This is a genomic window from Petrotoga mobilis SJ95 (assembly GCF_000018605.1).
In the GTDB taxonomy this organism is placed as follows: domain Bacteria; phylum Thermotogota; class Thermotogae; order Petrotogales; family Petrotogaceae; genus Petrotoga; species Petrotoga mobilis.
Window position 1 is genome coordinate 1,656,636 of sequence record NC_010003.1, and the last position, 13,533, is coordinate 1,670,168.

The 13,533-nt window shown below is 32.9% G+C and carries 6 protein-coding genes; 2 read left to right on the forward strand and 4 right to left on the reverse strand.

The window, feature by feature from the left end:
- The first annotated feature begins 180 nt into the window (after positions 1-180).
- The gene (locus tag PMOB_RS07870) at positions 181-1,452 is read left to right on the forward strand and encodes an MFS transporter (RefSeq protein WP_012209331.1); all 1,272 of its coding nucleotides are present in this window, start codon (positions 181-183) and stop codon (positions 1,450-1,452) included.
- Positions 1,453-1,676: 224 nt separating this feature from the next.
- Here the strand turns inward: PMOB_RS07870 and PMOB_RS07875 are convergent, their stop codons facing one another.
- From PMOB_RS07875 to PMOB_RS07895, 4 genes are all read right to left on the reverse strand, one after another.
- Positions 1,677-3,950 carry an AAA family ATPase gene (locus PMOB_RS07875; RefSeq protein WP_012209332.1) on the reverse strand — a complete coding sequence of 758 codons (2,274 nt, stop codon included), beginning with the start codon at positions 3,948-3,950 and terminating at the stop codon, positions 1,677-1,679.
- Positions 3,940-7,299 carry an Eco57I restriction-modification methylase domain-containing protein gene (locus tag PMOB_RS07880; RefSeq protein WP_041534124.1) on the reverse strand — a complete coding sequence of 1,120 codons (3,360 nt, stop codon included), beginning with the start codon at positions 7,297-7,299 and terminating at the stop codon, positions 3,940-3,942. Before PMOB_RS07880 ends, PMOB_RS07875 begins: the two co-directional genes overlap by 11 nt.
- Entirely contained in the window at positions 7,292-10,552 is a 3,261-nt protein-coding gene (locus tag PMOB_RS07885) for a helicase-related protein (protein ID WP_012209334.1), read from the reverse strand. The genes PMOB_RS07880 and PMOB_RS07885 overlap by 8 nt, the downstream gene beginning before the upstream one ends.
- A gap of 323 nt (positions 10,553-10,875) precedes the next feature.
- Positions 10,876-11,940 carry an ERCC4 domain-containing protein gene (locus PMOB_RS07895; protein WP_012209336.1) on the reverse strand — a complete coding sequence of 355 codons (1,065 nt, stop codon included), beginning with the start codon at positions 11,938-11,940 and terminating at the stop codon, positions 10,876-10,878.
- A gap of 354 nt (positions 11,941-12,294) precedes the next feature.
- Between PMOB_RS07895 and fbp the strand changes: the two genes are divergently transcribed.
- Entirely contained in the window at positions 12,295-13,410 is a 1,116-nt protein-coding gene (gene fbp / locus PMOB_RS07900) for a fructose-1,6-bisphosphate aldolase/phosphatase (RefSeq protein ID WP_012209337.1), read from the forward strand.
- The last annotated feature ends 123 nt before the right edge of the window (positions 13,411-13,533 follow it).

Here is a 13,533-nt window from a genome sequence, read left to right on the forward strand (position 1 = left end):
AAAGAAAAAGAATTAGTATGATCAATAACTTGTTTTTTATAATAGAATTCTGGTGGTAATTATTTAACCTCATTGTTTCCTGTGACAGAACAGTCTAACGGCATACTTTTATGGATATTGTTAGGAGTAGGGATATTTTTACGTTTCACATCTATACATATTATACGAGGGGGAAATTCAATGACAAATGAGCAAAAAAGAAACTTTTTGCTATATTCTGCAGGTAGGCTTGTATCTTTAATAGGAACTGGCGTACAAATGATTGCTTTACCTCTTTATATTCTTGATCTTACAGGCTCTGGAACCCTTATGGGTACATTTGCTCTTTTAAGCATGCTTCCAGGATTAATTTTTTCACCGATAGCAGGGGTTTTGGGAGATCGAAGAAATCGAAAGAAAATTATGGTGAATATGGACTATTTACGTGGGATAATTATACTTTTTATGGCATATTCAGCCTATCAAGGTTGGATGAACATCGCCTTTATCTTCACTGCTCAAGTATTTATTTCTATATTAGACAGTGTTTTCGGCGGCTCAACCAATGCGATGCTTCCAGACTTAGTCCCTATTGAATTCCTCACAAAAGCTAATTCATTAAATTCTTCAATAAATGGTATTTCTAATATTATAGGACCAATTCTTGGAGGAATCATATATGGATTTGGCGGAATAAAAGTTGTGTTTCTTATAAATGGAATTTCCTTCGTTATTTCTGCTATAAGCGAAATGTTTATTACTTACGTACCACATTTTGAAGGTAAGCAGAAAATATCCTTTAAATCCATGTTTTCAGACATCAAAGAAGGCTTAGTTTTTATAAGAGGAAGAAAGGGTTTGAAAGAACTGCTTTTATTTGCATTGGTTGTCAATTTTTTAATGGCTCCTATTCTTACGATTGTGCTCCCTTATGTATTAAGGCAAGAAATTGGGTTTACGAGCGAACAGTATGGAATCACACAATCATCTTTTACCGTGGGAATACTAATTGGCAGTATTTTAATTGGTACTATTTTTTCTAAAAGTAATCCAAAAAAATCTATGACACTCGGTTTAACAGTAGAGGCTGTCATGTTTTTCATCATTTCAGGTTTATTTTTTCCTAATATCGTTACCAAATTCGGAGGTGCCTCATGGACCTTCTTAATAATTTTGTACATAAACCTTATGATAATAGGTGTGAGCAATGCTTTTATAAATATACCTATTGATACCAACATGCAAAAAATGACACCAACCAACGTAAGATCTCGTGTTTTTACAGTTTTGGGGTTGATTGCTCAAGGAGCTGTACCTGTTGGTATGCAGATATATGGTATTCTTTTAGATTTAATGAAGGGATATCAAATTGCACTGTTTGCGAGCATAGTATCAGTTATTGTAATTATCCTCTTTTTAAAAATTGCACCAGAAGAAACGTTCAATCCTAAACCTGTTAGTGAAGAAGCGTGAAAGTCGAACCTAGATAAAATCAATTTATTATTTAGTGTTTTTTGAATATATATGTTTTTCCACAATCTTTATTTCTTCTTCTGTTAAACCATATAACGAATATACCAATCTGTCTATCTCTTGTTCTCAGGAAAAAGTTTTGGAGCGGTGTTCCACTCTGATCCTCCCAAGATGTGAGAATATTTGAATAGATCAACAATCTTTTTTTGCCTTATAAATTATGTTTAACTTACAGGTTTTTCAATTCCCATCATCATATTAAAGTGTTCTATCTGTTTTGTATGTTCGAAGATTTTTTGAAATACTTTTTTATACTTTTCTATTTCTTCAAAATTTGGACTGTAATTTATATCATCAAATATTTCATGAGATCCTACATTAACCCAAGATACTAACGAACGACAAATTTTTTTATCTTCCTCATTTTCAAAATTATTTATGAGTGTTTCTTCGTCTAGATTTGCCAAAAGTTTAAAGTAGAATTCAATTATTCTACGCATAGCATTTTGAATGCATACTTTATCCACATCCTTTCTTTTAATCTCCTCCCATAATAACTGATAGGAAGATTTAATTGGGTTTTCTTCATAAGCAACAATTCCGCTTATATTGTCTTTTTTTCTGATAATGTAGTAAATCGTATCTTTACGCTTATTATAAGTTTTCCTTGATGATATATAAGAAACTTCTTTGAAAAAGTAAACATTGTGCGTTAAAATGAATGCTTGCTTGATATTACTATTATTATCTCTAATATCTTTTAATAGTTTTTTTATTAATGTACTAACGATAAATAAAACGTCTGAATCAAGACTTGAAACAGGGTCGTCGAAAACAACAATTTTATCGTCATTTATGTTTTCAGCTGGATCTAAAACTCCCTGAATTAAATTGTAAAAATAGAGAAAAATAATAAAATTTCTTTCACCTTCACTTAAGTTTTCTTTTGCGGGAGAACCATCTTCTCTAACAATTTTATAATGTTTATCATCATCTAAAGCTTCAAGTCTAAACCCTTTAAAACCAAAATGATCTAATAGTTTATTTATTACTTCTACAGTAGGCTTAATACTTTTTATTTTCTTTTCAAGAGTAGAAATATCAGTATTTATATCAACTTGCTTTTGATCATTAATTTCAATTTTTCCCTCAATACTATTTAAAGCCTTTTCAGCATTAGAAGTATTTGTTTTATATGTATCGATATACTGAGATATTTCATTACAAAAAAAATGCCAAATCTCTGATTCAAGCCTTTCTTGTTCTGTTTTTCTATTTTTTATTAAATTATTATGATTATGAATTTCTCTATTAATTCCATCAAAAATTTCATTTATCTCGTATAGGATTTCTAAAATTGATTCTAATTCGATTACGATACTTGGTTTATCTTTCTTTTCTTTCAACTTTTCAATATTAGTAGACATAATTTGAAATAATAATCTGAATTTTTCTTCTGTTTCTTGTTTTTTCTCATTAAAATATTGATTATTTTGGATTGTACTAAGTTTTTGATAATATTCTTCCAATGCCTTTTTTACGCCTGTATATCTATCGTTAAGGCTTTCTAAATTCTTTATTTGATTTTCGTAAGTTTCATCAAAATATTCTTCAAGCTTGTGTTTGAAATCTTTATCAACACGTTGTTGACAGAAGGGACATATATATTTTTGCTCAGATTCAATAAAACTATTCTCCAGATAATTTTTACCTTCTCTAACCCAATCATGATTCTGCAGTTTATGAATCAATTTTCCTATATCAACATTTTCTTTTCCTATTATACTTGTGCTTAATATCTTGTCAACTTCTATCAATTTAACATCATTAATTAAAGTATCTTCAATTTTAGTAATCTCATCCAGTTTATTAAGTGTTTGATTATAGATTATATTATATTCCTTTAATAATTCACCATAATCTTTAACAGCTGCATGGTTTGTTTTGTATTCTAATAAAATTTTATCTGCAAAATTTTTTTTATTGTTTCTATAACCTTTGAAAACCTCAGTAAAGTTTTGCTGGTATTTTAGATATAAACTCTGCCAACATACTTCGTTAAAATTATCCTGAATTTGGGTTTTTTCCTTTTCTTTATTTTCTATAGTTTCATTCAAATTTATAAGTTCTTCTTTTATTTTATCTAACTCATCTTTTTTCTTTTTTATTTCTTCCTCTATATCTTTTGCACCTTCACCCATGGTATAGATACCAGGAAAGTTTTCAGATTGATAAAAGTAATTTCTTACAAAATCATCATTGTAAACTAAGGTTTTTAATTTAATGTCAGATCTCCATTTTACCTCACAATTTTTATAATTATTAGGTGAAGCAATAATTTTTGAAATGGTGGTTTTACCCGTGCCGTTAGAGCCATAAAAGAAATTGATTTTTCTCAAATCATTAATTTCAACATTTTCTTTGTAAGTGGCGACATCACTTATTTTTATTTTTTCAATCCTAAGATCTTTCTCTATTTTACTCCCTTTATTTTCCACTCTCTATCACCTCAACATCTTCCTTCGTTAACTCATATAGCTTATACACCAGTCTGTCTATCTCTTGTTCCCATTGGCTGGTATCCGTAAGAGGATTCTCCTTTTTGGTGGAAATGATTTTATCTACCAACTCTTCAATCTGCTGCACAACGGATTGATTGGATGGAGTGATGGGGGGAAGGGGGATTTTTTCAAAATTTGATTTTTGTCCAATTTTCACATTATTACCTAAATTTCCTGTAATTGCATTCAGGTAACGTTCAATTATTTTTGAGTTTAACAATCCAAGAAAATATTTTCTTTGATACTTACCACCGATCATATATTCATTACTTGATAAATATATTCCAGCTTCACAATACGAATATTCAGCAGAATCTTGAAATTGGCCATACACTACTTTCTCCTTCTCAAACTCTTGGTAGTAGGTACATGGACGAAGTTCCCACCAGTAATCTCCTTGATCGTCTCGTTTTTTAGCTTTTTCTTCGTACCGCTTTAAGTGGTCCATCAATGCTGGGAATTTCTCGTAAATAAATTCATCAGCTTTTTTATTTTTTCTGTTTTCATTTGTCCAACCAGCGGGAATTATTATCACCCACAATCCAGCCCATTCGTAATAGTAACGCTTGATATCCCTGCCTCGAAGTATTGGTTTTATAACGGCTTCGGTGCGGCGGCGTTCTTCTTCGTCCCTGCAATTGTTCAAAATTTCTTCCCGCTTTTGGCTGTCAATAATAAATGCTTCGTTGAGTCCAGTTTTTATTCCATAATAAATTTTTACATCCCATTCTTTTAAAGGCTTACCTATTTGTTCTATCTTTTCCTTGAGCTTTTGTTCTGTAGCTGAGCCAATAAACCATGCATCTTTTGTGAGGTCAGTAAGTATAACACCGCGTTTTTTTAATTCTGCCTTTATGTCTATAGGTTCGTGGTTTTCCCTTTGTAAAGTTACAGCGTTCAGATTTTTCTCGTTAGGCTTTTTTTGAATTAATAGTATATTAGTGTCTACTGTGGCTGTTTCGAAGATGCCAGGGCCTAAGTCAATTAGTATTTGTGGGTTGTACCTGGCGAAAAAGTTTCTTAGTTTTTCTCCATATCCTGCACGCATCCATTTGTTAGAGGTAATAAAGCAAAGTAAGCCATTATCTTTGAGCAGTTGTATACCTCTTTCGTAAAACAGTGCGTAAATATCTCCTGTTCGGGCAAAGGTTTCATAATTTAGTTTTTCATAAAGCTTTGCAAGTTTACCTCCATTTTTTTGGAGTTGAATATATGGAGGATTAGCAATCACAACATCAAAACCGCCTTTTTGGTGAAACACTTCTGAGAAATAAACTTCAATATCAAATTCAGTGTTGCCATTGGTGATCTTGCTGAAGAGTTCGTCAATTTGCTTTTTGTAATCTTGCTTTTTGGAAGGACTAGTCTCGCTAAAAAGCAAGGGTTTGGTTATTTCTAAATCTTCGAAAAGCTGAAAATTTAAAAGTTTTTTCTCTATTTTAAGTAATGAATCTCCTTTAACTACTTTGTAATCAAGATTAGGAAGTGGTTTTATATTGTAAAAGTCCTCTTCATCCACGATCATTGACAACCAGAATCTTAATTTACATATTTCAACTGCACCGTTATCTATATCAACTCCATAGAGCGAGTTTTCAATGCAAGATCGCTTAAAATTATAAGTTTTTTCCTCTTTACCAAGATAAATGGAAAGCAATTTTCTCAATCTCACAATCTCATGCATCATACCGATTGGGAAAGCGCCTGAGCCAACTGCAGGGTCTAATACTTTTATGTTCTCAAGTAGTTGGTCTAATTCTTTTGCGTTTCGCCTTATGATTTCAGGTGTTTGTATTTTATAACGTGTTGTTTTTTGATCGCCAGAGAAAATTTTTTCTTCTTTTTCAAGAGCAATGGCTTCTATTTCAGTAACTGAATCAGCTATTTCTACAAACTTTTCTAAATCTTTTCTTAAAACTTTGCCATTCATTTCAGTTTCAAGATAATTTATCAAACTTTTCTGACACATGTAGTGAACTATCTCTCTTGGTGTGTAATAGACGCCGTATTCTTTGTTGAATTTTGTTTCTAAACTTCTTTTTCCGGCTTTTAAAACTTTTACATATTCATCAAAGTTATCTTCTCTTATGGCATTTAACTTTTCGTAGATTTTTCCAAGAAGTTCGGGGTCCAAGGCAACTTCTTTTTCAAGTGGTTCTTCTTCGTTTACTGTGAAGTTGAATCTATCGAAGATATCGAGTATTCCATCACTTTGATCTATTTCTTGTGTTTTATCGATATTTGAAAAAAGATCATTTGGAATCATAATATCAATTTCTACCCAGTTATAATTATTTATGGGGTCGAACAATCCACCGTTTAAAAATGGTAATTTGCAGTCAAACCTGCTAAAGTAATGGTCAGCATCGCTTCTATCTGTTCTCAACGCTTCATAAAAGAGGGGTTCAAGGATATCGTTATAAAAATTCTGATAATCTCCAAATTCTTTATTAAACAATTTTCTCATAAAGTCTTTTTGACCTGTCCCCCAGGGTTGACCTTTTTTAACCCCAAACCAGCCTTTCTTTTGCAGAAAGTAAAGGAAAGTAATTTGAGATAAAAGCTTTTTGGTAAAATCAACGGTGCTTATATTTTTTGTTTGAAATTCCTGTTTTACCTCTGGATTTTGCATAACAATTTTATCGAGTTCTAATTTTGTTCTAATAAAAAGGTCTCTGTATTTTTGGAAAAATTCATCTGTTACTATCTCAACGTTGAATGCTTCTTCTAAATCTTCAAGGGTTGGTTTGTATTCATCGTTCATTAGTATTGGGATAAACCTGCTTTGAGCAGTATGGCTATTTTCATTTTTACCAACCAGGAATGACCATCTTTTTGCAGGTGTGAATTCTTCTTTGGCTTTGACCTTTCCGGTAATTGTTTCTTGAAAGCGATAATCCATCTTAACTAGCGAAAATCTCCAATCTTGGTTCTCTGGGGAAACAAAGGCAACAAGAGCTGCATCTTTTAATTTCCCACCTCTTGAACCTTTTAAGTACCAAGCTATGAAGTTTCTTTGCATCGCTCTAGCTCGCTCAAGTGATGTTTCTTTTTTTAACTGCACGATGAGTAAATCGATTTCTTTGCCATCATATGAATACTTACCGATTCTTTCCAACGAACTTATATAAGGTTCAAACGCATAGGGAATATACTTGCCTTTATAGACAAAAGGTTTCTCTTCAAATGTTTTCAAGAGATTTTTAAGAAAAAGGATAAAGTTGTTTTTATCGAAAGGATTTTCGAAAATTTTAACTACAAGATTTTTAGCTTGTTCTCTATTCATCATTATCCTCTCCTAAATAAAGTGATAATATTACTTCTCTTTTACCTTCTGTTACAGCAGCAGTTTGTGCATAGTGGCTTTTAAGGAAGGCTGGTGAGATTTCACTTTGTAAAACACCAATTACTTTTAAAGGATTTTGTATCTCTTTTGAGATCTTGTTTAATGAAGTGAGGGTTTTCTTCACTGTTTGTTTGGGTATACCGCCTTCTTCAATCTTAGTTATAATTTGATTAAGATATTCTTCCTGATCTTTTGTGAGTTGTTTTCCGTTTTTTTGGGTTACTTTTAAGATTTTAAGAAGTTCGATTTCATTTTTAGAACCCCTCTGACGGGTGTCAACGATGATTTCTTCAATGGTTGCGTCATAGAATGTGCTTTTATTTTTATCTAATAGTTCATAGTAATGTTGAGTTAGAATATTCGTTCTTTTTTCATCAGCTGTACTCTCAAAAATTTTTGCGGCAGTTAAAAAATCTGTCTCTTTTGCTGGTTTGCTTTTATTCGATAGATAGAATTTCATCAATTTGCCTTTTCTGAAAAAAGTTATGAGAGATTGAGGACGGGCTATGTCTTTGAGCGGTTCAGAAAGTACCTTTGCAGAACGAGCTTTCTTTGGTAGATGCTTTACTTTTTCAAAAAGTTCGGGATTATTTTTTTGAATATCTTCAATTAATCTTAGATACTTGAGTTCGCTTTCTTCCTCTTCTTCTGGTGCAATAGTATCCTTTGAGAGTAATTTGTTGAATAATTCGTGAGAAGATACTGGCTCTCCTTCGGTGAGAATCGAGGTGTCTCCACCAAGTAACGTTAAAAATGCTTCTATTTTTGAACGAGCTATGTTTGTTAACTCTATTTGGGAATCGGCTTGTTTGGTTGGGAAAAAGTTAAAGGTATAAATTTTGTTAAACGGGGTATCTATACGGTTTATTCTCCCCACCCTTTGCATCAACCTTGTGGGGTTCCATGGTATGTCATAGTTGATTACAATGTTTGACCTGTGTAGGTTAACGCCTTCAGAAAGTACTTCGGTGGAAATGAGTATTTTATAATCATCTTTTTGGTTTTTTGACCTTGCATCGAAATTTTCTATTACTATGTCTTTAATTGTTTCTGGCGAATTTCCATGAAAAACAAGGGCGATGTTACCTAAAGAATTATTTATATTTTCACTCAAATACTCTGCAGTCTCTTTTGACTCTGTAAAGAGAATTATTTTCTTATTTTTCAAGATTTTGTGGTTTTTCAAATTTTCAATTAGGGTTTCGAGTTTCGGGTCTCTTTTTATAGACTGCCACATTGTTCTTATTTCTTTTAGAATTTCAAGGTCTTTCTTTAGATCTTTTTCGAATTCTGGGTTAAAATCTTTACTTTCGTACTTTTCGGCTTTCCCTTCTTCTATAAGTTTCTGAATCGTTTCATCATCTTCAGCTTCGGATAGTTCGAAGATTTTGTTTATGTACTTTTTGCTTATGTATACTCTTCCCTCTCTATATTCTTTAATAAACATTTCGTAGTAGTTGATGAATCGCTCTATGCTTTTTTTAAATGAGTAGAAGCTACTTTCAAGGCGTTTTACTAGTAGAACTTTCATAAAACCGACCATATTTTTTTGGGATTGTTCTTGTTGGGAATTTATACCTTTTTTTAAATAGAGTAAGGGTGTATAACGAGCATATTTGAACTCTTGTGTTATTAACCTTATACTTTCCATGAAGATGCTGTCTTCATGCTCGTTTAATTGATAATAAAATGGTTTGGGATCTTCTACTTGAGGGAATTTTATTTTGTTTTTCTTTAAATCTTCTGCAAAGTATTTTTCGATTTCCTTTCTTGTCCTTCTAACCATTAGATATTTTAATACCTTTTCACGGATCTCTTTTGCATTACTTTTTGTAATTTCTAAGAATTTGTTGTAATCTTTTTGACGGTCAACTCTTTTTAACTTACTCTCAAGTCTTCCAAAGAACTCTTCTAGATTAGTAACGCCTGGGATATTGCTTTTTTTGGTATTCTGGAAGAGTTTAATGAGCGAGAGAAGATCCTTAGGTGAATTGTTGTAGGGGGTGGCGGATACTAAGATAACTCTTTTTCCACGTGCGATTTCAGCAATTTTTTCGTAGTTGATATTCGTCTCATTTCTGAAACGATGTGCTTCGTCAATGATTATATTTTTATATTCTCTTTGTTCTGTTAACCTTTTTGCCTCGTCAATTTTGCCGATTGATACAAAATTGGCTGGAAGATGAAAATCTGCGAAAACATTTTGCCACGAACCGGGGTTGTTTTTATTAAGTAAGGCTGGTGGAGCTATAACAAGGGTTCTACCATCAAGCTGTCCTGCTAGCATCGCACTGATGTAGGTTTTCCCGAGGCCTACTACGTCAGAAATAAAAACTCCACCGTATTCTTCTAATATCCTTTTTGCATTTATAACAGCTTGCTTTTGGTAATCAAAACTTTTGAAATTCTCAGGAAAATATTGAGTGAAGATTTCATCGCTTTTACTTAGTTCTTCTTTAAAATACTCATACAGGAATTTGAGATACAGATGGTATGGGGTAATTGTTTGATTGAGCCAGGTTCTTTCGCTTATTGTTTGTATATATTTTTCACTGACATCTACAGCATCTTTCCATAACTCTTCAAATTGCCGTTTTGCAAACTCGTAATCTGAACGGTTCTTTAACTCGACGTTGAATTCGAGGTTGTCCAGTAATCCAGATTGTGTAAAATTGCTTGAGCCAGTGATAACCCTTCCTACATCTCTGTCGCCCTCTTTGAAAGTCATAATATATACTTTTGCATGAATATTCTGTGAGGGGTAAGCCTTTATTTGTAATTTCCCTTCTTTTATCCATTCAACAAACTTTCGAACTCCTTCTTCTACATTTTGGTTATCTTCAGAATCACCCATCTCACTTTCTACCATTTTTTCAACTTCTTGTTTTGTCTCTGAATGTGACAGAAGTTGATTTCCTGAGACATTCATTAAATTGTATGTTTCCCTACTAGTTCCAATTCCGATTAGTATTTTGATTTTTTCGGTTTTTTCAAGCGATTTATATATAAGATGGAAACCACTTATATAAAAATATGCAACCAAACAATCAAAGGATTGACAATCCTTTATTAACTGTTCAAATCTATCTTTGAGGGTTTGATTGGGTGCGTTTGTTATAAACGTTAGATCTGACATTGATTTCACAAATTCGTGAATGTTATTAGATGGATAGAGATCGCTTTCTTTATTCATAAATTATTATCCCATCTCTTTTCTCTTCGATTTATTTTGATTATAGTCATAAGAAACTTTGGTGGTCTAATGCTTTCACAATTTCCTTTTCGGCTTCTTGTATTGTGTCAGAGTTAATTATAAGGGGAGTATATCCCGCTTTCATAATTACTTCTTTTGATTTTTTTCCCATAGACTTAGCTATCCAAACATTGCAATCAGAAAGGATTTCCATTATATCTTCAACTTCGGGTGTTTGTGCTGGTTATATTTTAGTAATATTTGAGTACAAAATAGCCTGTTTTCAGGCCACCGTTCAGCCTCTTTGCAATAACATCATTGATCTATATCTTTTTCCATACACTTTTTTTGCCTTTGCCAAAATTTTCTATATAACCTTCTTCTCTGAGATCGTTCAATACCTTTCTGATCTTAGTGTCAGAAGTTAATGGGGATTTTTTTCTAAGTTCATCTATAGTGAAAGTATCTTCACGATTTTCAAGTATTTCTCTTCTTATATCGTAGTATATGCCGCCGGTAAAATCTTTTTTAGTTTCATATTTAGATGCCACTTCTGAAACTATTGTGGGGATGTTATCCTTTTCATGTGACATGACAGCTTGAAAGAAACGTAAAGTCCATTCATTTGCCAATTTTCTGTTTCCAGCGAATATTATTTGAAACCCAGGATGATAAGCAAAAATTTCTGCTAAAACTTTAGATAAATAGGATGGTGTGTACGCCTTCAGCTTAGTTGGATTCAAAAAATCGGAGTAATTTGCTTCAACAACGAAAGCAGAATGTTTGTACTTAGCCAATTCACCAAGCTTCATGTGTAAAAGAGGCAAATTTCCAATATCTCCAATAAAATTGGTAAAGGTTTTTCTTTCAGCAACCGCTATTATCCCGCTTTCACTTAGTAAGGCATAATCGCCGGCTTTGAGCTGAGCTCTTTCAACGTTACAATTGGCAAATTTCCATGGATATCTTTCATTTATGTCAATCAATATATGAAGATGATGATCGCCTTTTGCGGTTAATTTAACTTTAGGGCGATGTTCTTTTAGCCCTTGTTCCGTCCTCCAAAATATCTGTTCGTATTCTCCTTCTTTATTTTTATACTTCTTTTTTAAAAAGAGAAAGTCGCATCTTTTGTTTTGTGCTCTGTCAAGAACTACCGACAACCTTTTCCCATAACGATTTAACGATATAATCGGAACCCTTTCAATCTCTTGGTAATTGCTCGATGGTTCTTCCATGTCTCTCATGCAAAAGATATGTTTACCAGCACCTGGCCATTTGTCCTGGACAAATAGTGATAATATTATTTTTTCTTCTTTTCTAATAGTTACCCTGTAAGGAAATCTGTATTTTTCCGTTGATTCAAGAACCCATAAAAAAGAACCCATCTTGCATTCACCTTTCTTACAAAATAGAAAATATTTCACATTTCTTTCTATGTCTAATTTTATAATATTTTTTAGTTTTTACAAAACTGATTTTCAAGTTTTTGAAATTTGTTGGACTTTTATTACAAAAGTGATTTCAATGAAATTTTTTTCATACTGCCCAGGATCGCCTCTAAAAAGTTATAATCGGCTATAAACAGGAATAATCGTCTTTGACTAAACAATTTTATTCACATATAATTAACTTGCAAGTTGGGAAAATATAGTTGGGGGTGCAGAGTAGTGGAGAATTACATATAAAGTTTTAGAGTTTCTAAATATCATTAATAAATTACTGGTGGAGGTGATAACAAGATGGAAAAAGTTTCTGTAAGTTTAATAAAAGCAGATGTTGGAGGAATTCCAGGTCATTCGACTGTACATCCCAAACTTAAAGAAAAGGCCTCTGAGTGTTTGGCGGAGGCAAAAGAAAAAGGATTGTTGGTAGATTACAGAGTTTTACACGTAGGCGATGATTTACAACTACTTATGAGTCATCGTAAGGGGATTGATTCTGAAGAAATTCATAAACTTGCTTGGGAAACGTTTGAAGCAGCAACGAAGATTGCTAAAGAGTTAAAGTTACACGGTGCCGGTCAAGATCTGCTATCAGACGCTTTCAGCGGAAATATTAAAGGAATGGGGCCAGGCATAGCAGAAATGGAATTTACAGAACGTGGGTCTGAAACTTTAGTTGCATTTATGATGGATAAAACAGAACCAGGTTCTTTTAACTTTCCCATTTACAAAATTTTTGCAGATCCATTCAATACCGCAGGATTAATTATTGACCCTTTGCTAATTGATGGATTTATATTTGAAGTATGGAATATAAAAGAAAGAAAAAGAATTTTTCTCAAATGTCCAGAAGATTTGTATCTTTTATTATCTTTGATAGGTGCAAAAAGCAAATATGTTATAAAAAGGGTTTTTCCCAAAGATTCCAGCCCGCTACCTAAAGATGAACCCGCTGTAGTAGTAAGCACAGAAAAGCTATTCTTTATCGCAGAAAAATATGTAGGGAAAGACGATCCAGTAGCGTTGGTAAGAGCGCAATCAGGCTTACCAGCTTTGGGAGAGGTCTTAGAACCCTTTAGCGTACCTTATTTAGTCAGCGGCTGGATGCGTGGTTCACATAATGGTCCTTTAATGCCCGTTTCTTTCAAAGATGCTCAATGTACACGATTTGATGGGCCACCTCGTGTAATTGCAGCTGGCTTCCAGATAAGTCACGGTAATTTTATCGGTCCCATAGATTTGTTTGATGATCCTGCTTTTGACCTCTCTCGGAAAAAAGCTTTGGAATTAGCAGATTACCTAAGGGTACAAGGTCCCTTCGAACCACACAGGCTTCCACCTGAAGAGATGGAATATACTACCCTTCCAGGAGTATTAAAAAAGCTTGAAACAAGGTTTGAAGAATTGGAATAATATCTTCTCTTAATAGATAACTCCCGAAGTAGCATGCGGGAGTTACTTTTTTATTTAAATTACGGCATTGCTTTAAAAATTTTAATAAAATACTTGACTTTCTTGAAGTTCTATTTTATAATC

Excerpts from the sequence above, each read along its gene's own strand:
- PMOB_RS07870 (WP_012209331.1), top strand. The coding sequence starts at position 181 with ATGACAAATGAGCAAAAAAGAAACTTTTTGCTATATTCTGCAGGTAGG.
- PMOB_RS07880 (WP_041534124.1), bottom strand. The coding sequence starts at position 7,299 with ATGAATAGAGAACAAGCTAAAAATCTTGTAGTTAAAATTTTCGAAAAT.
- PMOB_RS07885 (WP_012209334.1), bottom strand. The coding sequence starts at position 10,552 with ATGAATAAAGAAAGCGATCTCTATCCATCTAATAACATTCACGAATTT.
- PMOB_RS07895 (WP_012209336.1), bottom strand. The coding sequence starts at position 11,940 with ATGGGTTCTTTTTTATGGGTTCTTGAATCAACGGAAAAATACAGATTT.
- fbp (WP_012209337.1), top strand. The coding sequence starts at position 12,295 with ATGGAAAAAGTTTCTGTAAGTTTAATAAAAGCAGATGTTGGAGGAATT.